The organism is Pectobacterium polaris, from assembly GCF_002307355.1.
GTDB classification, from domain to species: Bacteria; Pseudomonadota; Gammaproteobacteria; order Enterobacterales; family Enterobacteriaceae; genus Pectobacterium; species Pectobacterium polare.
The window spans coordinates 2,320,480-2,346,871 of record NZ_CP017481.1 but is presented as its reverse complement, the minus strand read 5'-3'; the positions used below and the strand labels follow the sequence as shown (position 1 = coordinate 2,346,871).

The following is a 26,392-nucleotide window of genomic DNA, read 5'->3' as shown; positions in this document are numbered from 1 at the left end:
TAACGATGTGTGATGCCTCACAGCACGGCATTCCGCCGCGCCGATTTGCACTATCGACTAATCTGCGCCACAGCATCCTGCGAGGCCTGTTCACGCGCTTCCCCTGTCAGTTCTGACAGCGTTCCCTGATGCATTTCAAGCAGGCGATCGGCGTGTTCAAAGTAGTGATCGTCATGACTGATCGCCACAATCGTTTTCCCCAATGCACGCAGCTGCGGCAACAGCTCAAGATAGAACACGCGGCGGAATTGCGGATCCTGATCGGCCGCCCATTCATCCAGCAGTAGGATGTCCCGCTGTTCGGCGACGGCCAGCAGCAGCGCCACACGCTTACGCTGCCCCTGAGAAAGCTGTAAGTTCATCACCTGATGATTCTCCAGCGTCAGCTTATGCCGCATGTTCAGGCGATCCAGCCAGCTGTCGACCAGCGCCGTATCCGGTTCCGTTCCCTGCGGCCCCATCATCTGTCCGAACAGGTGGAAATCGGTAAAGATGGCAGAAAATAGCCTTTGGTAATCCTCGCGCGTTTCCGCCGTAACGGGCCGGTTATCCAGCAGCAGCGAGCCGGAAACCGGGGTATAGAGCCCCGTCAACAGCATCGCCAGCGTAGATTTTCCGCTGCCGTTGCCGCCAATGAGAAACACCAGTTCGCCACGCGTTATCACCAGATTGATCGGTCCGACTTCAAAGCCGGAATCGTCATAGCGAAACACCACGTCACGCAGTTCCAGCGTGTGCCAGTCAGCAGGGGCAACCGCAGCAGCAAACGATTCCTGATAATCCGCCAAATCGAAACGTTTCAACTTATTAAACGCGACTTGCGCACTCAGCAACGTCGGCAGTGCACCAACAGCCTGTAGCATCGGCGTGCGTAAAAACAGCAGCGTCAGCGAGTAGGTCGCCGCCACGTTGGTATCCGCCCAGCCGAGGTTATTTGCCATGAAAAAGACCGCGCCAATCACGCCCAACATCATAATGTTCGACCAGTTCACCGCACTGAGGTGGAAGGTGTCGGCACGAATCACGTTCTGTCGATAGTCCTGCGCATTAGCCTGATAAACCTCTTCATACAGCTTCTGCGCCCGTTCACGGTTGAGCGTCAGCTCTTTACGCCCGTTAATCACCGTTTCGTAGTCTTTCTGAAGACGATCTTCCGCTTCCCGCACCTGAGTAAGGTGGCGATACACGCGGGAAACCAGCATAAAACCGCCCCAGAGCGTTATCGCAATCCACACGGAGGTCACGACCAGCATTTTCGGGGAGAGCCAGGCCAGATAAGCGGCCGAACCGATGGTAAGCACAATGCCCTGAATCAGCTCCGGCAGACGCACAAACGCAATCGTGATATTGCGGATATCGCTGGACAAGCTGGCAAGCAGCTGTGCACTGCCGATTTGTTCGATACGGGCAATGTTAGTGTCCAGAATACGCTTGATAAATTGCCCACGCAGGCGGTAAACGAAATGGTGCCCCAGCGTAGTCAGCGCTAATTGGGATACCAGCGTGACGCCCATCAGGAGCAGCAGCAAGCCTAGAAATTGCGGCAACACGCTCAACGACTGATTGACCGTTTCAATCAATTGCAGGTTGATAAAGGCAATAAGCCCAATGCCCAGCGCGGCACTCAACAGACTTAACAGGATAACGGCCAGGAAAGGCCAACGGTACTGCTGGTAAACAATGCGGAGCAACTCCATAACAACCTGGTCTCTCTGATGAAAACAATCGCCCGCAGTGTAATAGGGATGACCGTGATATCAAGAATAATTCTCATATCCAGCGTTATACCAAATGCCATCTATTCAAAACCCACGCTCGGTATCGTCAGCACCAACCATAAGAAAAAGTCATTGATTATCACGTTTCGTTATCACTTTGCTGGCAACACACCTCGCTTAACGTTCATGTATTACCGCCAACAAAAATAAACACAAATTGATACAACAAATACAAATAAAGACACTATCTTAACGGTGAGTATCCCCCCTCGCTTCCTGCTCAAATGCGGACAAAAGGCGTATTGCCAAGCCACAAAATGCGCTAAGAGATGGTAATTTAACATGATAATTAGTGTGGTAATGATAAGAATGGGAGGGTAATGTCGCTAAGTTATTTAATACGTAAGAATATTGTCATATTTTTTATTTTCAAAACATTTCAAAAAAGTTGGATTTTTAGTTAAGCCACACCTATAAATATCAAGAATTGGGTGAATATCATCCCGATAACCTAATCCCCATAACAGAGGGACACACAGCAATATTGTTAATCATATTTGACGACTACTGCTTTTTGTTTCTGAACCAGGTCAGCTTTAGCGCCCCCTCTTTTTGTGTTGGTGGTGCATATCCCCATACGTCTCCCGTTGCGGCCCCGATCCGCCGTGAGAGGTATTAAGACAATGGTTGCAGATAAGCAAGAGGCTATTTCATGTCAGATATGAATGTTATTGCGGGAAATGCAAATATCCTGTCGCGTCATAGTGGTCAGTTCATCAACGCCGTTCCTCAGGGAGCGACGAATATCGAATTGCTGGAAAGCAGCACCGTCAGAATCTTTGGCACACCCGACGTGGTGTCTCGGTATGAGCGTGTTGGCAACGATCTTATCTTGCACATGAGCGACGGTACCACCGTCCGCTATGAAAGCTTCTTTACTCTGGATGCCGCCGGTTATCACAGCGAGTTGGTTTTTGACGATGGCACCCGACTCATCCATGCACAGTTCTCCGGCGCGGCAGCGGCAGAAGGAGCGGCACTCGCGGCGGAAGCCGTTGCCCTTACGCCAGAATATACCGCGCTGGGCGATATGACGTCATTGCTGATTGGTAGCACGACCACTAGTACGTTATCTGCAACCACGCTGGGCAGCGTTCTGGGTGCGGTCGCCGTCGGCGGAGCGGCTGTCGCTGGGGTCGCCGTCGCTGTCTCGTCATCAAGCAATGACAACAACTCCACACCGCCACCGCAAGAACCCTTAACCGTCGATGCCTTTGCCGGAAATAACGGGCTGAACCGTACGGAAATCGGCCAGCCTCATGTTCTCAGCGGGAAAACAACCGGCGTCAATGCGGGACAAACCGTCACTATCACGCTGAACGGCGTGGTTTACACCACCACCATTGCAGCCGACGGCAGCTGGCGCTTTACACTGCCAGCAGATGCGTTTACCGGGCTGCAAGACGGCGTTTACGCATTAAAAGTGAGCGTACCGGATGCCAACGGCGTCGTCCATGAGAAAACGATCGATCTCACCATTGATACCCTGCCGCCGAATTTAACCGTTGATAAATTCACGGGCGATAACTACCTCACCGTCGGAGAGCTGGCAAACGGCCAGATCCTCAACGGAACCGGTGAGGCCGGCCAGAACGTCAGCATCACGCTGAATGGAAAAACGTATACCACGACCATTAATGCCGCCGGTACCTGGACCCTGACGGTGCCGGCCGCAGACCTTCGTGCACTGAGCGAAGGCCAGCACGCCATGTCGTTCACGATTAGCGATAGCGCCGGCAATACCACCGTGGTCAACCGCACCATTATTGTCGATACCACGCCGCCGGAGCTGTCCCTGTCGCCGTTTACCGGCAACAACCTGATCACCGCCGATGAACTGCAATCCTCACAGTTTGTCTCCGGTACGGCCTCCCTGTCGGACGTTGGTCAAACCGTAACGGTGACACTCAACGGTATCACCTATACCACCACCGTAGAGAGCGACGGCGCATGGAGCGTGTTCATTCCTTCCGGTGATATTCAGGCGCTGACTAACGGCACCTACAATCTGGTGGCATCATTAACGGATAAAGCGGGCAACACCACCACGCTGCCGCCACAAACCATCACGGTGGACACCAACGCCGAAGCGGTCAACATCAGCATCATCTCATTTGATAATCGCCTGAATGCTGTGGAAGCTGGGCAGCCGCTAACGATTGATGGCACAACGGCCAACGTTGCCGCGGGCCAAACCGTCACCGTGATATTGAACGGGAAGCCCTACACCACCACAACGGGAGCAGACGGCAAATGGTCTTTGGACATCCCCAGCGCCGACCTGCTTTTGCTGTCAGACGGCAGTAATACCCTGACTGCCAGCGTAGAGGGAATCAGTGGCGATACCGTCACCGTCGACCGCACGCTGGATGTACATATCAACACGCTCCCATCCATTACGCTGACACCGCCTTTCGCCGACGGCGTCTTAAACGGAACCGAAGCCGCGCAGGATCAGGTCATCCGTGGGGAAACCGGGATTAGCGGCAGGGGCCAAACCGTCAGCCTGACGATTGGTGGGAATTACGTTACCGGAACGGTGGATGCCAACGGGAACTGGACGGTCACGATCCCTAAAGACGTGCTGCAAAGCCTGCCCTCGGACAACATCAGCGTGCTGGAGATCGTCGTCCGCGATATCGCCGGCAATGAAACTATCGTCACGCAAAATATCACTGTGGATACGACGCCGCCGACGCTCACCGTCTCCGCTATCGCTCAGGACGATATCCTCAATGGTGCAGAACTGGCCGTTAATCAGGTGGTCAGCGGGACCGCATCGCTCAGCGAAGCCGGTCAAACAGTCACCGTTACGCTAAATGCCAAACCCTACACCGCCACCGTCGGCAACGACGGAAACTGGAGCGTTACGCTGCCAACGGCCGATCTGGTGGCTATCGCAGACGGTAGCCAGAACCTGACCATTACGCTGACCGATGCCGCAGGCAACACCACAACGGTTACCCGCCCGCTGACCATTGACAGCGGTACGACCACCGCGCCAACCATTACCATCAATAATTTCGCGGACGATAACGTCATTGATGGCGCAGAAGCAAAAGTCAGCCAGCAGTTGAGCGGGACCACCACCAACGTTGAGGCGGGACAGGTTGTCACCATTGGTCTGAATGGAAAAACCTACCTTGCCACCGTGCAATCCGGCGGCGTCTGGAGCATCAACGTTTCAACCGCAGATATCGCCCTGCTGGCGGACGGTGCGCATAGCATTAGCGTTAACGTGAGTAACAAAGCGGGCAACGCCGCGAGCGGAAGCCAGAATATCAACGTCGATAAGTCTGGCGACAGCATCGCCATCAACATTGTCGCCAGCGATAACCTGTTAAGCCGGGCAGAATCCCTGCAACCGCTGGCGATTAGCGGAAATACCGCCAATGTCCCAGCAGGACAGACGGTGACCGTGACGCTGAACGGGAAAAGTTATACCACCACCGTGGCCGCAGACGGCAGTTGGACGCTGCAAATCCCCAGTGCCGACCTCCAGCTTCTATCAGACGGCAATGCCACTGTAACCGCCAGCGTGAATGTGACGGGAAGCGCTGCCATAACGGACAATCATACGCTCGGTGTTCACATTCATACCCTGCCGCAACCGACGATTGATACCCCGTTCGGCAACGGTTCACTGAACGGCGCAGAGGCGCTGGTTAGCCAGACGATTACTGGTCACACCGGCATCAGCGGTACGGGGCAGACGGTCATCTTGTCCCTCGGCGGGAAATCTTATACGGGAACGGTTGATACGGCAGGTAACTGGAAAGTCACCGTCCCTGCGGCCGATCTCCAGCAGTTACCAGAAGGCAACAACACCCTGTTGGTGACCGCACAGGATGCAGCGGGCAATCAGGCAGGTAAAACGTTTATCAGCCCTACCGACTTTACCGCCCCTAGCCTGACTATCGGCACCCTTGCAGGTGATGACACCATCAATCTGGTCGAATCGCAGAGTAACCAGACCGTCAACGGCACCGCCTCAATCAGCGAAGCGGGTCGCACCGTCGTTATCACCTTCGATGGGCAGTTCTATACCGGCGTTGTTGGCACCGATGGCAACTGGAGTATCAATTTGCCCACGGCAGCCCTGCGCGGCATGGCTGATGGCAACTACACACTGTCCGCGTCGCTGAGCGATGTCGCCGGGAATACCGTCAGCGTTGAGAAGTCCATTACGCTCAGTGCGGATCCGGCATTCCAGCCAACGATTTTTGTTAACGCCTTCGTTGATGAGAATAACGTCATCAACGCAGCCGATCTCAGGGTCAGCCAGTGGCTAACAGGCACCAGTTCGAATGTCGAAACCGGCCAGATCGCGACCCTTTTCCTTAACAAAAAATTCTACTTCGCCACCATCCAGAACGATGGCAGTTGGGGAGTGGAAATCCCCGCTGAACATATGGCTGAACTTAGCGAGGGAACGGTATCTATTTCTGCACAAGTCACGGATATGGCTGGTAACGAGGGCAGTCATGAAACCTGGTCCTCTATCGATACGAGCAATGACAGTATCTCCATCAGCATTGTCGCGATTGATAACCAGATCAACCGCCTGGAAGCATCACAACCGCTGACCATTTCGGGTTCGACAGTCAACGTGACTCCGGGAGAAAGCGTTACCGTTACGCTTAATGGCAAGACCTATATTGGTACGATTGCCGCAAACGGGAGTTGGAGCGTCACAATCGAGAGCACCGATATGCTCGCCTTGCCGGATGGCACAGCGACGATTACCGCTAGCGTCGCCAACCCCGGTGATGTCCCTGTCACCGCTAGCCGCAATATTGATATCCATATTAATAACCTGCCACAGCCAACGATTGATCAGCCTTTCGGCGACGGCATACTCAACATCATCGAATCAGCCAGCGGGCAGAACCTGACCGGGAAAACCGGGATTGCAGGAGGGGGCCAAAGCGTCATCGTCACGCTGAACGGCAAAGCCTATACAGCAACCGTGGATAATCAGGGCAACTGGAGTGCCGCGCTTCCCGCCGCCGACCTGCAACTTCTGCCAACTGGCGTACAGACCATTCGCGTAGAAGCGACGGATACCGCAGGCAACAGCATACAGAACATTCGCGACATTACCGTCGATATGGCTCGCCCTCTACTGACGCTGAAACCGCTGACCAACGATGGCATCATCAACGCCGCTGAAAGCCTGAACGATCAGGTGATCTCCGGTCACGCGCTACAGTCAGAAGCCGGACGCACCGTCCTTGTCACGATCAACAATAAAAATTATCAGGCGCAGATTCAGGTTGACGGTAGCTGGAGCACCACAGTTCCTGCCACCGACCTTCAGGCTATGGCTGACGGCAATTACACCGTGACGGCGACACTAACAGGCGTATCAGGCAACAGCGCCACCAGCACGGGGTCATTAACGCTGGATGCCAATCCGGCCAATCTGCCGCTGCTTACCGTCAACGCCATCGCGCTTAATAACATCATCGACGGAGGCGAAATCAACGTCGCGCAAATCATCAGCGGCGGCAGCCTGAATGTCGAGGCGGGGCAGCGCGTTACCGTGACGCTTGGCGACAACACCTACACCGCAACGGTTGACAGCAACGGCCAATGGCGCGTCAGCGTACCGTCTGTCGACCTCCTTCATCTGGCACAAGGCGCGCATACCGTCACGATTGGCGTCAACGACGTCAGCGGTAACCCCGCAACACTCAGCCAGACCATTACGGTGAACACTTCCCTGAGCGGTATCGCCATCGATACCGTCGCGGGTGATGACAAACTGAATCAAGCCGAAGCCGCGCAAGATCTCACCGTCAACGGCAGCAGCCAGAACGTGGCAGCAGGCACCGCCGTCACGATTGCGCTGAACGGGAAAAGCTATGCTGGCGTCGTACAACCGAACGGCACCTGGAGCATCACCGTATCAGCAGCCGATGTCAGCACGCTGGCCGACGGCACCTCAACCCTGACCGTCACGACAATAGACAGTACGGGGAATGTGTTAAGCGGCAGCCGTACGATCGAGGTATTCACCCACAGTAGCCCGGCGCTGACGCTGAATACGCCGTTCAGCGACGGCATCCTCAATGCCACAGAAGCGGGCGTGACTCAGACGCTCAGCGGCACAACCGGTATCGCCTCACCAGGGCAAACCGTCACGGCCACACTCGGCGGCGTGACGTACACAGGGATCGTAGATTCGGCAGGTAACTGGACGATCTCTCTGCCTGCGAATGGCCTGCAAAATCTGCCAAATGGCAGCACCGCATTGCAGGTTAGCGTCAGTGACGCGGCCGGAAACAGCAGCACCTTAACCAGTAACGTTACCGTGGCGCGTACACCGCCTACGCTGACGGCGGGCAACGTTGCGACCGACAACATTCTGAACAGCACCGAGGTACAAAGTAATCAGTTGCTCACCGGCACCGCCTCACCGTCTAGCGCGGGGCAAACCGTTACCACCACGCTGAACGGGAAAACCTACAGCGGTACCATCGGCGGTGACGGCACCTGGAGCATCACCATTCCGTCAGCCGATCTGAGCAACCTGTCCGACGGCAATTACAGCGTCGTGACACGTCTGACCGATGCCGCAGGCAATACCACAACCACAACGCAGACCATTGTCGTCGATGCCAGCCCGCTCAACGCACCGGTCGTCACGATTGGTACTTTTGCTGGCAACAACATTATCGATGGGGCGGAAGCTCGGGTCAGCCAAGTGATCAGCGGCACCAGTAAAAACGTTGAGCAAGGCCAGACGGTAACGATTAGCTTCAATGGCAAGGCGTATACCGCACAAGTTCTGTCGAATGGAAGCTGGAGCACCACGATTTCGGATACCGACATGGCACTGCTGGTTAACGGCAGCCAGACGATTACCGTCAGCGTGAATGATGTCGCCGGCAATACCGCGACATCCAGCAGCGCCGTCACGGTGAATACTAACGCGAGCGGGCTGTCTATTGCGCCAATCACCGGGGATAACCAGCTAAACGTGCTGGAAGCGGCAAACGGTATTACGATTAACGGCGGTGCCGTCAACGTTGCGTCAGGCACGGATGTCAACGTCATACTCAACGGGAAAACTTACACCGTACAGGTGCAGCCAGACGGGACCTGGAGCGCCACCATTCAGCCCAGCGACCTGCAAGTGCTGGGGGATGGCGTCATCACGGTTAACGTCACAGCGGTCGATCAGGCGGGCAATGCCCTGTCGGGGACGCAGCAGTTGGGCATCAGCATCCATAACCCACCGGTGGCATCGCTGCATATGCCTTTCAGCAACGGCTACCTGAATCTCAGCGACGCTCAGGCCGTGCAAACACTCTACGGCACGACGGGTCTACGCGGAGCCGGGCAAACCGTCAGCGTGACCATTGGCACCGCAGTCTATTCCGGTACGGTTGACAGCAACGGCAACTGGAGCCTTCAACTGTCACCGAGCGTGCTGAACGCGCTGGCAGACGGCATACAAAATATTTCCGTTACCGTCAGCGATGCGGCAGGCAATACCTCTACCGTTCAGGGTAGCGCCTTCGTTGACTTGACCCCGCCGGTGCTGACCATCAACCCGATTGGCATTGACGATATCATCAATATCGCGGAAAGCCTGCTGCCGCTGGAGATCAGCGGTACATCGCCCATCCACGACAGTGGCCGTCCTATCATTGTTAACGTCACCATCAACGGGCAGATCTATCAGGGGCTGGCGCAGGCCGATGGTACCTGGAGCGTCACCGTGCCTGCTGGCGACCTGCAAAATATGCCGAACGGCATCACGGCAATCACCGCCAGCTTGACCGATGCGGCCGGCAACACCGGCACGGTAAGCCATTCGATTACGCTGGATACCGATCCCGCTAAAGCACCGACTCTGACGATAGCCACGCTGTCGACCGATGATTACCTCAATCTGGCCGAATCAGGCCAAGCGTTGACCATCAGCGGAAGCAGTCAGAATGTAGAACAGAACCAGCAAGTTACCATCACCCTCAACGGTGGAATTTATTTTGCCACCGTGGGTGCGAATGGCAGTTGGAGCGTGCAGGTTCCTGCAACCGATGTCGGCAACATCCCTGATGGCAAACAAACCGTAAGTGCCAGCGTAACGGACGTGAGCGGCAACCCCGGTTCAGCGACGCATAGCATTACCGTCATCACCGATGTGACTAATCTGCCAGCCATCACCATCGCCACCCTATCGGGTAACGATGTCATCAGCGCGCAGGATACGCAATCTGACCTGCTCATCTCTGGCTCAACCACGAATGTTCAAGTGGGACAGCGCGTCACGGTGACGCTGAATGGCAAAACGTATCTGGCGACCATTGGCGCTGACGGTAGCTGGAGCACGACCGTTACCGCTAGCGATGTGCAAAATCTGCCGCAGGGCAGCCAGAACGTTACCGCGACGGTCAGCGACATCGCGCAGAATCCGGCCACAGCCACCCATCCGTTCACGGTCGATACCGTCCCACCGCTGCTGTCCATCGACATGTTGGTTGATACCAGCGACATCGGTTTGGCGGACGCGCTGGCCGGGCTACCGCTGAGCGGTAAAGCCGAAGCGGGCCTTCTGGTCACGATCAACGTCGGTACGGCAGTCTATAGCGCCGTCGCCGATAGTAACGGCGTCTGGCAAATCACCGTTGCGGCAAGCGACCTGCTGGCATTGGGCGACGGCGTGAAAACGCTGGCAGCCAGCGTGACCGACGGCGCAGGGAATGCCAGCGCCACCAGCATTGATATCACGTTAAAAACGCAGTCGCTCCCGACGCTGACGCTGGATTCGCTCTATGACAACAACGTCCTGACTATTGCGGAGCTGGCGACGGCAACAACGATTGGCGGCAGTTACACCAACCTGCCCGTCGGGACAGTGATTCAGGTCACGATCGGGACTTACACTACGACAGGCGTGACGCTCGCGGGCGGTTTGTGGAGCGCCACGATTCCGGCCAATGCGCTGAGCATTCTGGCAGATGGCAACATGCAGGTCAGCGCGACGGTCACAGACAGCGCGGGCAATACCGGCAGTGCGAGCGGCACATTGGATGTCGTCATCCACACCAATTTCGCCATCAGCATCGCCACCCCGTTTGTCGACGGCGTGCTAAATCAGTTAGAAAGCACGGTGGATCAATTGCTGACAGGCACGACGGGGCTCATCGATCCAGGTCAGAGCGTGTCTGTCTCGATCACCAACGGTACGATCACCTCCACCTACAGCGCCACAGTGGCAGCAAACGGTCAGTGGAGTGTGATGCTACCCGCAGCCGATCTCGCTGCACTTGGTGATGGTACACAAACCATCAATGTGACCGTCACGGACCATGCAGGCAATACCGGTTCAGGCAGCGGATCCTTCACCAGCGTCATTGTGGGTGTTCCCGTCGCCTCGCTGGATACCCCGTTCGGCGATGGCAAATTGAGTCTGGCCGATGCGCAGCCGGGCGCTATACTTTCCGGACAAACGGGGCTCACCAGCAACGTGGGGCAAACCGTGTCGGTCAGCATTAACGGCACAAGCCTCCCCGCTACGGTAAATGCCGACGGCAGTTGGTCGTTATCGCTGGATCGCCAGACGCTAATTGATCTGCCGGATGGCACCGTGAATTTCACCGTCATCGTAACCGACACCGCGGGCAACACCAGCACCACAGCAGCCACGGCGAATGTACTGACTACCACCCTGCCTGTGGCAACGCTGGATCTGCCGTTTGGTGACGGCATCCTGAACGCCACTGAAATTCAGGCCATCCAGACATTGACCGGTAAAACCGGTATTACCAGCGCGGGTCAGGAAGTCATCGTGACGGTGACCAATAAAACTACGCTGGTCGACACCCCCTTTACCGCCATCGCTGACGGCTTAGGCGGCTGGTCCAGAGAGCTAAGCCTTGCTGATTTGGCGATCTTCACCGAAGGCAACTACAGCATTAGCGTTAAGGTCACCGACTGGGTCGGCAATACCAACACCAGCGCCTCGCTCGACGTGAGTTCGGCACAGACGCTGCCAGCGCCGATTATCGACATGGTGCCGTTCGGTATTGATAATATTCTGAGCGGTGCCGAAGCCGCATCCGCACTGACTTTCTCTGGCCGCACGCAGATTGGCGGCAACGGGCAAAGCGTTAAACTGGAGATCGACCTCAACGGCATTCGCTACACCGCAACAGTGGATGGTCTCGGCAACTGGTCCGTTACGCTGCCCCCTAATGCGCTGAACTCGCTGAGCGACGGCCAACATACCATCACCGTCACCGCCGTCGATGCGGCCGGCAACGTAGGGTCTGCGCCGATCGTCTTTGACAGCGATCTCACGCCACCGACCATCACGCTGAATACGCCGTTTGACGATGGTTACATGAGCATTGCAGAAGCCGCTACGCTGCTGGGCAGGACGCTAAGCGGTACCGCAGGCGATGCGGTGAGTGTGGACGTCACATTTGGCGGGCAACCCCTAGTCGTACAGCTTAGCGGGGGAGTCTGGACCGCAACGCTCACCCCGACCCAGCTTTCCCAGCTTGCCGATGGTACGCAAAATATCAGCATCACGGCCACGGACAGCCTCGGTAACAGCAGTACGTTGAATTCTCAGGCCTACCTCGCGATTCAGGCCGCACCGACCATTACGATTTCGGCCTTCGCCGGTCTGGACGGTCTGACCTATGCGGAAAGCCGGGCAACACAGGCCGTCAGTGGGACATCGACCGGACTGGAGATCGGCCAGAACGTGACCGTCAGACTGAATGGCCTGAACTATCAAACCAAAATTCTCAACGGTGGCTTATGGAGCGTTGACGTCCCTTCCTCTGCATTGCTGGTATTGTCCAACACGACCTATTCGCTTTCCGTCAGTGCGCAGGACCGAGCAGGCAACTCAACGCCGCCATCCAGCGTTAACTTTACTGTTGACCTGACGCAAACACCATCAACTATGGTGATTGACGCAATAGCAACCGACGACATCATCAACGCTGCCGAGATAACCGGTAATGTCACCATCTCTGGGAGAGCCACTAACGTTGCTACCGGCCAATCGATAACAGTAACCATTAATGGCATTTCGGTTTCTTCTCCTCCAACCACCGATGCCAATGGCATTTGGAGTGTCACGGTTGACGCTGACACTTATTTTACTAACATGGGCTCAAATAGTGTCACGGCTACCGTAACAAACACCCCTGCAATAACAAACACGAAAAGTGTGCTGGTCGATACCACCCCCCCGATTTGAATATTGTCGCATTGGCGACGAACAATGCGCTCAATGCGGCGGAAATGAGCACAGCGCAGGCGATTACCGGTACGGCCTCCATCTCAGAGGCGGGACAAATTGTCACCATCGTCCTGAACGGTAAAACCTACAGTGCTCAGGTTGGTTCCCTTGGCGCCTGGAGCGTCAATGTCCCGGCCGCCGATCTGGCACTGTTAGCCGACGGCAACTACGTCATCACCGCGACGCTGTCGGATAAAGCTGGCAATACCACAACGGATACGCAGGTTATTACCGTTGATACCGATATCCCACTGCTTAGCGTCACACTGTTTGATGACAATATCCTGACGCTGGCTGAAGCCGTAGCGGGCGCAGCGATTACCGGCAGAGGCGAAGCGGGTGCCACCGTCACCTTAACCGCCGGGCCGCTGACGGGTACCACAACCGTCGGCCTCGACGGCAACTGGAGTCTTCCAATCCTGTCCGCCAATCTGCAAAACCTGATTGACGGGCCGCAGGTCATCGGCGTGAGGCTGACCGATACGGCGGGCAATACCGCGCACCTTGATGTCACGCTGGATGTCGCACTGAACAAAACGCTCGGCGCAGGCATTAACGATATCTTCGGTAACGATGGCATCCTCAATCTGGCTGAATCGCTGGTGACGCAGGTCATCAGCGGTAACGCGACCGGCAACTATCTGGGCGCGAAAGTACAGGTCACCGTGTTGGGCACCACAGTGGAAGGCACCGTCGGCGCCAACGGGGCCTGGAGCGTTGCCCTGCCTTCGAACGTGTTCACTGGCTTAAGCAATGGCGTGCTGGCGGTTAACGTCGACATCGTCGATTCACACGGCAACGTGAAGAATCAGCTAGTCAACATTGACGTGTTGAAATCCCTGCCGGTCATTGACTCTGTTGTGGCCTTCACGGATGGTGCGCTGAATGCCGCCGATACCGCGACCAGCCAGATTATCAGCGGTATCGTCAGCAATGTGAATATTGCCGCTGGCGCAACGGTCGCTGTGACGTTGGGCACCAAAATTTACACTGGGATTACCGTCGGTGCAGGCGGTGCCTGGAGTCTGTCCGTTCCTGCTCTCGATCTGCAAGCCTTGCAGGACGGGACGCTGGCGCTGGGTGTGGCGGTCACCGATCACGCGGGCAATACCGCCAGCCAGATAGTGAACGTCCCGACAGTTATCAAGAACTTGCCGAGCATTACGTTGAATCCGGCCTTTGGCGATAGCCTGCTGAATCTGAGCGACCTGCTGGTCAACCAAACTCTGAGCGGCACGGCTACCGGTCTGGCAGGCAGAACCATTACGCTTAGCATTGCGGGCTCACAGACGGTCACCGCGACCGTTGGTCTGGACGGCAAATGGAGCGCCGCGGTTACCCCAAGCATACTGGGTATTCTGCAAGGGCTGGGCAGCGGTGATTTCACCGTGACCGCCACCGCGACAGACAGCGTAGGCAATAGCGCCAGCGGCAATGCCGGCATCAAGTTCGATTTTGCCCAGCCGGTGATTACGCTGAACCCGGTATTTGGCGGCGATGGTTTCCTCAACGCGGCAGAAGCGCTGGCGGCACAAACGATCAGTGGCGTGGTCACCAATGCCAGCGCCGGATCGCAGGTTGCGGTTACCCTTGGCGGTAAAACCTTCCTGTCTACAGTCGGCGCGGGGGGCGCGTTTAGCCTGACGCTGCTGCCGTCCGATCTCGGCACGTTGCTCGATGGCAACACCACGCTGAATGTGTCGATCACGAATACCTCGGGCAATATCGGCACGGTCAATAACGCCATCAACATTATTGCCAAAACTCTGCCGACGATTAACCTTGGCTCACTGTTTGGCGGCGATGGTTTCCTCAATGCCGCAGAAGCCGCGCTGACGCAGACGATTAGCGGCACTACCACTAATGCCGTCGCAGGATCGGCAGTCGTGATTCGCATTGGCACCCTGACGCTAAACGCGACCGTCGGCAATGACGGCACCTGGAGCACCAGCGTCACGCCGCTGCAACTGTCCGGCTTGGCGAACGGTAACCTCACCGTCAGTGCCACGGTAACCGACCCGGCAGGCAACAGCACGGGTATCAGCACGGGCCTAAACATCGCCATCTTGCCGCCGACGATTACCCTTAACTCGTTGTTCAACAACGGTGTTCTGGATCTCCCTAGCCTGTTAAGTACGCAGCTCATCGGCGGGACCACGACCAATGTGCCAGCGGGCACCGCGATCAACGTCACGCTGGGCAGTAAAACCTACACCACAACAGTTGGTGCAAACGGCAGTTGGAGCCTGCCGGTCCCTAGCCTCGACCTGAAAGCCCTTGCGGATGGCGTCACTAATGTCGGTGTTCGTCTGGTCGATGCGGCGGGTAACGTCGGCACGCAAGCTGGTACCGTCAGCGTGGCGATTAATGGTCAACCGACGCTGACCATCAGTCCACTCTTTGGCGGTGACGGCCTGCTCAATGCCGTCGAGGCAGCGGCGGGTCAGGTCATCAGCGGCACCAGTACCAATGCGATAGGTTCTACAATCCAGATCTCACTGGGTACCAAGACCTACTCTGCCGTGGTGCAAAGCAACGGGAGCTGGTCCGTCAGCCTGCCTTCGCTCGATCTCAACGGTTTAACTGACGGCACGCTTTCCCTCAACGCCTCTCTGACCAACGCGGCAGGAAAAAGTATCAGCGCGGGGGCATCCATCGGTGTGGGCGTTCACGCGCTGCCAACGGTCAGCCTCGGCTCCCTGTTTGGCGGGGACGGTTACCTGAATCTGGCCGAAGCGGGCATAAACCAGATCATCAGCGGAACCACGACTAACGCGGCAGGCGGTAGCGTCACGCTGACTGTGGGCGGGCTTGTGCTCAGCGCCACTGTCGCTGGCAACGGCACCTGGAGCATCAGCGTACCGAGCACTAACCTGCTCAACATCGCCGATGGCAATTTGTCCGTCGGTGTCAAAGTCACTGACCGCTATGGCAACACCAACAACACCAGCAGCAATGTGATCGTGAAAACGCACCAGTTGCCGCAGTTGGGCATTGATGCGGTGGGGTCGCTAATTGGCAATACCGTAGGCCTGCTGGCAAACGGCATCACCGTCAGCGGGACATCACGCTACGTGCAGCAGGGTGCCAAAGTGACCGTCACGCTGCTCGGCCAGACGCTACAGGGTACCGTCGGTGCCGATGGCAAATGGAACGCGCACTTCACCAGCTCACTGCTGGGGATCAACGTCCTGAACGTTGGCACAATTTTGACGGCGCTGCTGGGTACGGCGGTTGAAGCCTCCGTCACCGATCAGGCGGGCAACTTCACTGGCGTCTCCGCGGGATTAACCTCCGGTATCTCCCTCGGGTTACCGCTGATGAGCATGATGGCGCTGGACGTTGACGATAGCAGCCTCGCGCAGGTGGCGTCGCTGTCCAGCGAACCGCTCGATACCGGGGAAAATGCCGAGGTACAACCCCTTCATGTCAGTTCGAAAGTGGCGGCGGCTGCGCTCAGCGAGACCAACACCATCGACAATAGCGCCAGCACCGACGTGGAAGACAGCGTTTACGCCATCGGCGGTGTTGTCATCAATCTGGCCGACGGCAGTGTGCAAACGGGAGCAGATGTCGAAGGCGGTGAAGGCGATGACCTCATTACGCTCTCAACGCTCGACTTTACCCAGATCGATGGCGGCAACGGCATTGATACGCTGGTTCTGGATGGCACCGATCTCAATCTGGATCTCACCGCGCTGGGGCTGAAAATCGACAACGTGGAGATCTTCGATTTAGGCCAAAATGGCACCAACAGCATCACGCTGGATCTCGATCGCGCCCTGAATGTCACCGACCGGCCAGAAGACGACTTGCTGATCGTCGGGGGAGAAGGCAATCAGGTGAACCTGATCCCGGGCGAAGGGGCGTGGAGCACGGTAGGACAGCGCGATATTGATGGTCAGCGTTTCGATGTCTACCACCATTCATCGCTGGATAACGCCAACAACCTGGGAGATGTACTGGTGCAGCAAGGCCTGCTCGTCAATATGGTGTAACGGTGTTTTAAGAGTTAAGTGTTAACGCCTCCTCCAGCCAAAGGGGGAGGCTTTGAGAGGAGGCCAGTTAGGGAAAACAACCACTGTTACTAACAGGCTGGCCGCCCTTTTAAAGGAACTAAAACAAAGAGTGATGAAAACAGGGGTCATTGATGCACAAACCATTTTTTATCAGGGGCATGTTTTTTCCGCGCAATAGCGCTTTTTTGACGCACACATTACGCCATCACACGCCGCGCGGTGTGCTGACGGTCGGGCTGGCGCTCGGACTGGCCTGCTGTAGTCTTCCTTTCTTCTATAGCTCGCCGACGTTCGCTCAGGCCGTCGCGTTTGACTGGTCTGCCGCACCAACAGAGCAGCAGGTCGATAGTCTGGATCTCAAGCAGGCCATTCTCCGCGCGTTCGCACGCAACCCGCAAATCGCACAGGCCTCGGCGCAAATTCGCGTTGGAGAAGCCGATCTGCGCGTGGCGCAAAGCGCCTGGTTCCCGCAAATTGGTCTGAGCGGCAATGTCGGTCGGTCAGATCAAAGTGATACCAGCGGCACGATGAGCAACAATTCGACGGCGGGTCTTACGCTAAAACAGCTCCTGTACGATTTCGGTAAGACGGGCGGCAGCATTGATGAACAGCACAGCCTGTCAGATGCTTATCGCTATCAGCTCTACGGCACCATGACCACGGTCGGCCAGCAAACCTTGCTTACCTACCTGAAAGTCAAACGCTATCAGGAACTGAGTCTGGCGGCCGAGCGTAATATCACGTCGCTCAGTGTGGTAAAAGACACCGCGACGCTCCGCGCAGAGGCCGGTCTCAGTACGCAATCCGACATCCTGCAAGCGGAAACCCGTATCGCGGGTATGAGGGCGACACTGGAACAGTATCGGGCACTGGAGCGTTCCTCGCTGGCGCAGCTCAGCGTGTTAACCGGCGTTCTCCCCACCGCCCTGCCCGATCTGCCACGCGCGCTGCTGCAACAAAAGATTACGCTCAAGGCGCTCCCGTACCAGCAGAGTAATGCGGTGCTGAGCGCACAGTCCAAGCAAGAGGCCTCGCGCCACCGGGTTCGTCAGGCAGAAGCGCAACACTTTCCCACCATTGCCGTGCAGGCAGGTCGCACCCGCTATGAAACCGACAGGCGTAATTACTGGGACGATCAGCTACAGCTGGTGGTCGAAGCCCCGCTTTATCAGGGCGGAGCCGTCAGCGCGCGCGTTGATGCCGCGTCAGGCACGCGCGAAGCGGCGCAAGCCGAAGTCGAAGCAGCTAAGCTGGATATGAACCAAAAAGCCTCAACGGCCTATGCCGATCTTATCGGTGCGCAGCAGCGTGAAAAAGCCAGCCAGCAGCAAATTACCAGCGCGACCTATACCCGCAACGTCTATCAGGATGAATACAAGCTCAGCAAGCGCAGCCTGAACGACCTGCTCAGCGTGGAACAAGACGTGTTGCAGGCCGAAACCTCACGCATCGGCGCGTTATACGACGGCTGGGAGGCGACGGTTAACTACGCCGCTGCCGTCGATAATCTGTTGGATATGCTGGGTATTGAGCGTCATGAAACCACTGGCGAGACGTTACCGTCGCTGTAAGCCGGCTCCTGCCGGATAAGAACATGCAGGAATATCAATGACACACGTTGCCCAAACTGAAGTCTGGATTGCCGCGATGGCTCGCGCCGCCGCCCACTATGGACAAGTGGTGGATACTCAGTCGGTACGCCAGCAGATGCGCTGGTACGAACAGCAGCCGATTGCCCGCCAGTTAGAACAAATCAGTCACCTGATGGGGTTGAGCATCAGCCTGCGCCATACGGAGAAACTCCGCTGGCGTAACAAGATCCTGCCGGTACTGGCGGAAACCGATGACGGCGGCGTTATCGTCATCGAATCATTGAATGACGAAGGCATCGCCACCTACTGGCTGAATGACGGCGGCGATCTTCAGCGCGAAGCCGAACTGACAGAACTCATCAAACACAGTCAGGGGATTATCGTGCTGGTCGGCATCGCGGAACGTGGCCGCGATACCCGCATCGATGATTTCGTCAAACCGTACCGCAAGCACTGGTTCTGGCAGCACTTTCGCGGAGCAAAACGACAGATCGGGGAAATCTCTCTGGCCTCTATCGTGGGTAACGTTCTGGCGCTCGCGGGGATCCTGTTCTCCATGCAGGTGTATGACCGCGTGATTCCGGCGCAGTCGATTCCCACCTTGTGGGTGCTGTTTTTCGGCGTGCTGCTGGCCGCTGCATTAGAGTATGCCATCCGTTTGTCGCGCACCGTCGTTTCCGATTTGATGGGCAAAAGCATCGACCTGAACGTGTCGGGTATGCTGTTCGCCCGCGCGCTGGCGATAAAAAACGAGGCTCGGCCGAAATCCACCGGCTCGTTTATTTCTCAACTGCGGGAAATCGATCAGGTGCGTGAACTGTTGACGTCGACGACCGTCGGGGCGGCAGCCGACATGCCGTTCGTCTTGCTGTTTCTCGGCATCATGGCGATGATCGGCGGACCGCTGGTGTTTATTCCCATGCTGGCGATCCCGCTAATTGTCATCCCCGGTCTGCTGCTGCAATGGCCGATGGCGAAACTCGCCAAAGAAGGGATGCGTGAAAGCGCATTGCGCAATGCGGTGCTGGTCGAGTCCATCGAAGGGATCGAAGATATTAAAGCGTTGCAGGCCGAACCCTACTTTCAACGCCAGTGGGAACAAACTCACGAAGTCAGCGCCGCCATCGGGATGAAGCAGCGCGTGTGGGGGGCACGGCTCAGCGGCTGGGCATCGACCGTTCAACAGCTCACCTATGCTGGCATGCTGGTTTTCGGCTGCTATCTGGTGATGGCAGGTGACATCACCACCGGTACGCTTGTGGCCTGTAGCCTGCTTTCCTCCCGCACCATCGCCCCGCTCATGCAGCTAACGATGGTATTTTCCCGCTGGCAACATGCGAAAACTGCAATGACCGGGCTGGATGACCTCCTGCAAAAACCGCTGGATCGGCCGGAAGAGGGCAAAATGGCACACTGCCCGATCCTTCAAGGACACTTCCAACTGCACAACGTGCAATACAGCTACGACCCCGAAAAAGGTGATACCGCCTTGCAGGTCGGCAAACTGGAGATCAAACCGGGCGAAAAAGTGGCGCTGCTGGGTAAGGTCGGCGCGGGGAAATCCACCCTGCTCAAGCTGCTTGCCAATCAGGCAACCGCGACGCGCGGCAAGGTCATTATTGATGGCGTTGATATCAGCCAGATCGATCCGGCCGATGTCCGCCGCCAGTTGGGTTTTCTGTCACAGGAATCACGCCTGTTCTTCGGCAGCCTGCGGCAAAACCTGATGCTCGGCAACCCGCACGCCACCGAACAGGAACTGTTGCAGGCGCTGCGCATTAGCGGCGCGCTCAGCCTGATCCAACAGGATGCTTCCAGTTTGGATCGCATCATTCATGAAGGCGGGCGCGGTTTATCCGGCGGGCAGAAACAGATGATCTTGCTCAGCAGGATGCTGTTGCGTAATCCCCAAATTGTGCTGCTGGATGAACCCACCGCCTCAATGGACGAACAGTTGGAAAGCCACGTTATTCAGCAATTAAGCAACTGGCTTACTGGCCGCACGCTGGTGCTGGTGACACACCGTCCGGCGCTGCTCAAGCTGGTCGATCGCGTGGTCGTCATGGATGGCGGGCGCATCGTCGCTGATGGCCCGCGTGATCAGATCCTGAAAGCAGTCAGCAAACCGGCAGATACCGCACAGAGCGTGGCGTAAGGGGAAATACAATGAGTAGCATCACTATCCATGATGACCTGAAACGCCAGGGTCGACGTGTCTCCGTCATTATCTGGCTCAGCCTACTGGGGCTGATCGTGTTTTTTATCTGGGCCAAATTTGCCGTGCTGGATGAGGTTTCCGTCGGGAGCGGCAAAGTCACGCCGTCGACCCGCGCGCAGGTGATTGAAAGCCTGGATGGCGGGATCATCGGTCAACTGTATGTGCAGCAGGGCAACGTCGTCGAGAAGGGTCAGGTGCTGGCGCAGTTAGACATCAACCGCTTCCAGTCCGTCTACGGTGAAGCCTTCTCCCGCGTGCAGACGCTGCGCGCCTCCGCCGAACGCCTGCACGCCGAACTCAGCGGCGCACCGCTAAAATTTAGCGAAGAAACCATGAAGGAACCGGCGCTGGCCGCACGCGAACGTCAGCTTTATGAATCACGCTTGCGCAATCGCGATGAAACGGTCGCCAACCTGCAACAGTCTATGCGGCTGGTAGAACAAGAGCTGCGGATGACAGAGCCGCTGGTGCAGCGCGGTGCCGCCAGCGCCGTCGAGGTGATTCGCTTACGCCGTCAGATTAGCGAAATCCGAGGAAAAATCGACGAAGCCAACAACCAATATGCCGTTCGGGCACGGGAAGAACAGGTCAAAAACAACGCCGATCTGGAAGCACAGATGGAAGTAGTCAGTGGGAAAGCCGATCAGCTAAAACGCGCGACGATTACGTCACCGGTACGCGGGATTGTGAAAGACATTCAGGTAACAACCGTGGGCGGCGTGCTGCAACCGGGCGGCAAGCTGATGGAAATTGTACCGCTGGAAGATCAATTGCTGATAGAAACGCGCATCAACCCGCGCGATATTGCCTATATCCGGCCGGGTTTGCCCGCCACGGTAAAAATCACCGCCTATGATTCTTCCATCTACGGCAATTTAACGGGCGAAGTCGAAAGCGTGTCGCCGGATACCCTTCAGGACGAAGTCAGGCGCGATCAGTTTTATTATCGAGTCTATGTGCGCACCACGCAGGCAGAGCTGACCAACAAAGCCGGAGAAAAATTCCCCATCGTGCCCGGCATGGTCGCCAGCGTTGAGATAAAAACCGGTCAAAAAAGCGTGATGGACTATCTGATTAAACCGCTGAATAAGGTCAATGAAGCGCTGCGTGAGCGTTAAACTCGCACCCGGAACAACGAGTGGAAGTGACAAACAGCAGCGCCGCACGGTTCCCCGCGCGGCGCTGTTATGACAGAACGATGTCTTAACCGCGTTATTTCTTAACCGTGACGTTCTTGATTTGCCAGGTACTGTCGCTCGTCAGTTTGACGTTCTTCATGGTGACTTCTATCGGCTTTTTCGCGTTCTCGCCGTTCAGTACCACTACGCCTTTGGTTTGGGACGTAATATCTTTAAACGTAATGTCGCTCCAGTCAGGAACATTACTTCCCTCTTTTTTCTCATATACCGTATCAATCACGATCGGCTTCGCCACATTTTTCATGACGACATTGCTATACCGAACGCCAGTGACCTGCCCTGCCGCCGATTTGTCACTTTTAATACGTAAGCCATTCGTGGTGCCAGTCATGACCAAATCATCGACGGTTACATTGTAAACCCCCATCGTTTCGCTGCCGATCGACATACCGTGGCCAGTTCCGAATTCGTTATGCAAAATGGAAATATTGCGCGTTTCGGCACGGCCTTTATAGGCTTTGATCGCCACGTTATCGTCACCCGTCGAAATATTGCTGTGGGCAATAGTGATATTTTTTGATGACATCGGATCGATACCGTCGGTGTTTCTGGCGGTGGACGGTGTTTTGATCGTGGTTTTCCACGCGGTGAAACCATCACCATCACTGAATACCACATGGAAATTCGGGGAATTAATGAGAGAGATGTTATACAGCGTGAAATTCTTGCTCTTATTAATCTGAATCAGCCGGGGAGTATTCTGTTTTAACTTTTTCACTTTGGCATCGGCGGCCAAATCCCACCAGCTCACTTTTTTATCTTGAAGCTTCACGCCGCCTTGCCCATCAATAGTGCCCGGCCCATAGATTCCGCTACCTGTCGTACTCGTTGCGGTAATAAACGCGTCACAGCCTTTACCGTTTTTATCGACGACGCCGCAGGATGATGGCGCGTTCTCAAAAGATTTGGCGTTATTCACTGCACGTAAGGTCACCCCTTTGTCGATTAATAAGCTCACGCCAGAAGGCAGAGAAAGCGGGCCGCTCAGAAAGACGGACGAACTCCCTGTGCTCAGCCTTACCGCTTTTCCTTGCCCGCAATTATTCAGAGCCTTTTGAATCGTACTCGTGGCCGTACTGCTGTCCGCTTTAAGCACCGTACAGGAAGACGGTGCTTTCGGTTCACTCACCGTTCGTGAGTCAGAAGCAAACGCCGATGCGCTGAACAGACCTAATAGCCCCAATGATAGTGATAAAACTCGCTTGCCTGATTGGTATTCCATGTCAAACCTTCCCTTATATCCCCGTCATACTTCAAGCCGCAGGTGCGTTGGCTTCTCTTACTCCCCCCAGTCACTTACTGGAGTAAGCTCCTGGGGACTCGTGCGATTGCCGCCTACCCGCAACTCGAATTATTTAGGGTGTAGATATCCGCAATTTTATTGTGACTAAAAAGGAATGACGCATTTTCTTTATTTAATTAAGAAACATGAAACACCTTTATAGAAACTAAAAATTGTCGCACATGAATATGTAGATTAATAAAAGTCCATTTACATAAAACTTTGCTGATGTTTATCAAGAAAAGCATTCAGTTTTACGCATGGTTAAATTATCACCAGAAAATTAAATGGCACATCAACGAAACGTGGAAACAAATCGAATCCCGTCACGCACAGCAATCGGCGAGTGATAAGATTTTCACCTCGCCACACCATTCACTTTTCTTATTTTTTAATAAGAACCTTCCGAGTATTTATTAATTTCCAGAAAATAATTAAAGGAAATATAATAAACGAGTAATAAAATTAAATATAAAATAATAACAGACTAAATTAAATAACCTGATTAATCTCAAAAATTTCGTCGAATTATTATTTATTTCATATTCCCTGCTATATAATCCTTTTCGATGCGCAAGGACTCCCTCTTTATTTGGAATAAATAAAGAGAAAAAATATCCGTTTAATTTACAAGGAAAAACACATGTTTAAGTATTTAACACCGATATTTTTATGCACGGCTGCTTTCTCTTTTCAGGCTCAGGCTGATGACACCATGTTAATGCTGCTGAAAAAAGACAATGCCACCTATTTAAGCTGGTCTACCGATGCAGGCAATGTTGTTCGCCAGGATGTGTATCGCAGCACCAGTAGTGCTCAGGCAGGCAGCGAAAAAATCGCAGAGCTCAATTCCACAGACAGAACCTTTACCGATTTAAGCGCCAATCCACAGTCAGACTATTGGTATTGGGTGGATACCGTTAGCGGTAATAATAGCGTTCTGAAATCTAATGCCGCCTCAACGGCACCTGCGCCATTACGTGCAGCGCCGCTTAAAGCAGCCAGTCCAGAATGTAAAGCGGGTGCGGTAATTAAAGATAAAACCGTCGACTGCGGTGGTATTACTCTGGGTCTGAGCTGTAAAGGCGACAGTGATAAACAGCCTCCTGTTATCACACTGGAAAATGCCACCATTAAGAACTTGCGCATCTCTGAAAAAGGCGGTTCTGACGGTATCCACTGTAAATCAGGCAACTGCCGTATTGAAAACGTGATCTGGGAAGACGTTTGTGAAGATGCAGCAACCAACCTGGGTAAAACCATGACCATCGTCGGCGGTGTTGCACATAACACCACCAATGGCCCTGGTGGCAAGCCGGACAAAGTGCTGCAACAGAACTCCAAGAACAGTCACACTATCGTACAGGGCAACTTCACCCTGACTGGCCAACACGGCAAACTGTGGCGCTCTTGCGGTGACTGCACCAACAACGGTGGCCCACGTAACCTGACCATCATCAGCGCAACGGTTAACGGCACCATCGACAGCATCGCTGGCGTAAACCGTAACTTTGGTGATGTCGCTGAAATCCGTGATTTGCGTATTAAAAACTACAAAGCAGGTAAACCTAAAATCTGTGAAGAGTTTACTGGTGTAGAAAAAGGCAAAGGCACACCAACAAAACATGACGAGCAGTGGGATACCAAGAACTGCAAAGTCAGCCGTTCAAACGTTAAAGCTCTGTAATTCTGCCAGCAGAATTCACATATAAATTAATACCTCCTCTGGGGTCCTGACGCATCAGTCACCTGCAGACCGTGCTTGAATAAGCACGGTCTGTTTCATTTCATCACCCTTGCTGCAATTCGGTAAACAGCGTGCGCTTCAGCGCCAGCTCGACGCCGCGCAGTTCCGCCAATCCTTTCAGCCGCCCAATTGCCGAGTAGCCGGGGTTGGTTTTCTTTTTCAGATCGTCCAGCATCTGATGCCCGTGATCTGGCCGCATCGGGATCGGACGGAGATCGCCCGCCTTCTGACGCCGTAGTTCTTCCGCCAGAATGGCTTTGATAATCGCCACCATATCCACATCCCCCTGCAAATGCGCGCCTTCATGGAACGAGTTGGGATTGTCTTCCCGACAGGTGGCACGCAGATGGGTGAAATGCACGCGATCGCTGAACGTTTCCAGCATCGTCACCAGATCGTTATCGGCCCGTACGCCATAGGATCCTGTGCAGAAGGTAAAGCCGTTATGAAGGCTATCGACCGTCTGTTTCAGCCAGCGCATGTCGTCAATCGTGGACATCACGCGCGGCAGCCCAAGGATCGGACGCGGTGGATCGTCTGGGTGAATAGCAAGGCGAAGGCCGACGGCTTCCGCAACGGGCACAATCTCACGGAGGAAATGCCCAAGGTGCTCACGCAGTTTGGCATGATCGATACCATCATATTCCGCCAGACGGCCCCGGAATTGCTCCAGCGTATAGCCCTCTTCAGAGCCCGGCAGCCCGGCGATAATGTTACCCGTCAGGCGCGCGATATCTTCTTCGCTCATCGCACGGAAGTAGTCGGCAGCCTGTGCCTGTTCATCCGCCGTGTAATCTTTTTCAGCACCGCGACGCTTCAGGATATGCAGTTCAAAGGCGGCAAAGGCAATATGATCGAAACGCAGCGCCTTTGCGCCATCCGGCAGGACGTATTCCAGATCGGTTCGCGTCCAGTCCAGCACGGGCATGAAGTTATAACACACCGTATCGATGCCACACTGCGCCAGGTTACGCAGCGATTGTTGGTAATTGGCAATATGCTGCTGATAATTCCCCGTCTGAGTTTTGATCTCTTCATGAACCGGTACGCTTTCCACCACCGACCACACCAGCCCTTTCGCCTTCAATTCGGCTTTGCGCTTTTCAATCTCTTCAACCGACCAGATTTCGCCATTGGGAATGTGGTGCAATGCCGTCACCACGCCGGTCGCTCCAGCCTGCCGAACATCATCCAGTGAGACAGGATCGTTCGGGCCGTACCAACGCCAGGTTTGTTCCATACCGAGTTACCCTTTTATTTTCGTCAAGATAGTGAGTTGTCGTCG

9 protein-coding genes are annotated in these 26,392 nt (G+C 55.3%); 6 read left to right on the top strand and 3 right to left on the bottom strand.

What is annotated here, in order from left to right:
- Window positions 1-50: 50 nt before the first annotated feature.
- Window positions 51-1,697: a multidrug ABC transporter permease/ATP-binding protein gene (locus BJJ97_RS10580; RefSeq protein ID WP_095698737.1), complete on the bottom strand. Its 1,647-nt coding sequence runs from the start codon at window positions 1,695-1,697 to the stop codon at window positions 51-53.
- A 733-nt stretch (window positions 1,698-2,430) separates the two neighbouring features.
- Here BJJ97_RS10580 and BJJ97_RS10575 point away from each other — a divergent pair.
- The 5 genes from BJJ97_RS10575 (at window position 2,431) to BJJ97_RS10560 (ending at window position 21,997) form a co-directional block, all read left to right on the top strand.
- Entirely contained in the window at window positions 2,431-13,008 is a 10,578-nt protein-coding gene (locus BJJ97_RS10575) for an Ig-like domain-containing protein (protein ID WP_227003591.1), read from the top strand.
- Between the two features lie 44 nt (window positions 13,009-13,052).
- The gene (locus tag BJJ97_RS22290; protein ID WP_264372082.1) at window positions 13,053-17,048 is read left to right on the top strand and encodes an Ig-like domain-containing protein; all 3,996 of its coding nucleotides are present in this window, start codon (window positions 13,053-13,055) and stop codon (window positions 17,046-17,048) included.
- Window positions 17,049-17,200: 152 nt separating this feature from the next.
- Window positions 17,201-18,640, top strand: coding sequence for a TolC family outer membrane protein (locus BJJ97_RS10570; RefSeq protein ID WP_095993918.1), 1,440 nt, complete (start codon window positions 17,201-17,203; stop codon window positions 18,638-18,640).
- 37 nt (window positions 18,641-18,677) lie between these two features.
- Complete coding sequence (locus BJJ97_RS10565) at window positions 18,678-20,816, top strand: type I secretion system permease/ATPase (protein ID WP_095993917.1); 2,139 nt, start codon at window positions 18,678-18,680, stop codon at window positions 20,814-20,816.
- A gap of 11 nt (window positions 20,817-20,827) precedes the next feature.
- Window positions 20,828-21,997: an HlyD family type I secretion periplasmic adaptor subunit gene (locus BJJ97_RS10560; protein WP_095993916.1), complete on the top strand. Its 1,170-nt coding sequence runs from the start codon at window positions 20,828-20,830 to the stop codon at window positions 21,995-21,997.
- Window positions 21,998-22,091: 94 nt separating this feature from the next.
- On the opposite strand, the gene BJJ97_RS10555 is transcribed toward BJJ97_RS10560, so the two are convergent.
- Complete coding sequence (locus BJJ97_RS10555) at window positions 22,092-23,300, bottom strand: glycoside hydrolase family 28 protein (RefSeq protein ID WP_095993915.1); 1,209 nt, start codon at window positions 23,298-23,300, stop codon at window positions 22,092-22,094.
- Window positions 23,301-24,003: 703 nt separating this feature from the next.
- Between BJJ97_RS10555 and pelI the strand changes: the two genes are divergently transcribed.
- Window positions 24,004-25,047, top strand: coding sequence for a pectate lyase PelI (gene pelI, locus BJJ97_RS10545; RefSeq protein ID WP_095993913.1), 1,044 nt, complete (start codon window positions 24,004-24,006; stop codon window positions 25,045-25,047).
- Window positions 25,048-25,150: 103 nt separating this feature from the next.
- Here the strand turns inward: pelI and uxuA are convergent, their stop codons facing one another.
- Window positions 25,151-26,347, bottom strand: a complete 1,197-nt coding sequence (uxuA, locus tag BJJ97_RS10540; protein ID WP_095993912.1) for a mannonate dehydratase — start codon at window positions 26,345-26,347, stop codon at window positions 25,151-25,153.
- Window positions 26,348-26,392 lie beyond the last annotated feature (45 nt).

Bases quoted from the DNA above. Each gene is read 5' to 3' on its own strand.
- uxuA (WP_095993912.1), bottom strand. From the start codon at position 26,347: ATGGAACAAACCTGGCGTTGGTACGGCCCGAACGATCCTGTCTCACTG.
- pelI (WP_095993913.1), top strand. From the start codon at position 24,004: ATGTTTAAGTATTTAACACCGATATTTTTATGCACGGCTGCTTTCTCT.
- BJJ97_RS10575 (WP_227003591.1), top strand. From the start codon at position 2,431: ATGTCAGATATGAATGTTATTGCGGGAAATGCAAATATCCTGTCGCGT.
- BJJ97_RS22290 (WP_264372082.1), top strand. From the start codon at position 13,053: ATGAGCACAGCGCAGGCGATTACCGGTACGGCCTCCATCTCAGAGGCG.
- BJJ97_RS10570 (WP_095993918.1), top strand. From the start codon at position 17,201: ATGCACAAACCATTTTTTATCAGGGGCATGTTTTTTCCGCGCAATAGC.
- BJJ97_RS10555 (WP_095993915.1), bottom strand. From the start codon at position 23,300: ATGGAATACCAATCAGGCAAGCGAGTTTTATCACTATCATTGGGGCTA.
- BJJ97_RS10580 (WP_095698737.1), bottom strand. From the start codon at position 1,697: ATGGAGTTGCTCCGCATTGTTTACCAGCAGTACCGTTGGCCTTTCCTG.
- BJJ97_RS10565 (WP_095993917.1), top strand. From the start codon at position 18,678: ATGACACACGTTGCCCAAACTGAAGTCTGGATTGCCGCGATGGCTCGC.
- BJJ97_RS10560 (WP_095993916.1), top strand. From the start codon at position 20,828: ATGAGTAGCATCACTATCCATGATGACCTGAAACGCCAGGGTCGACGT.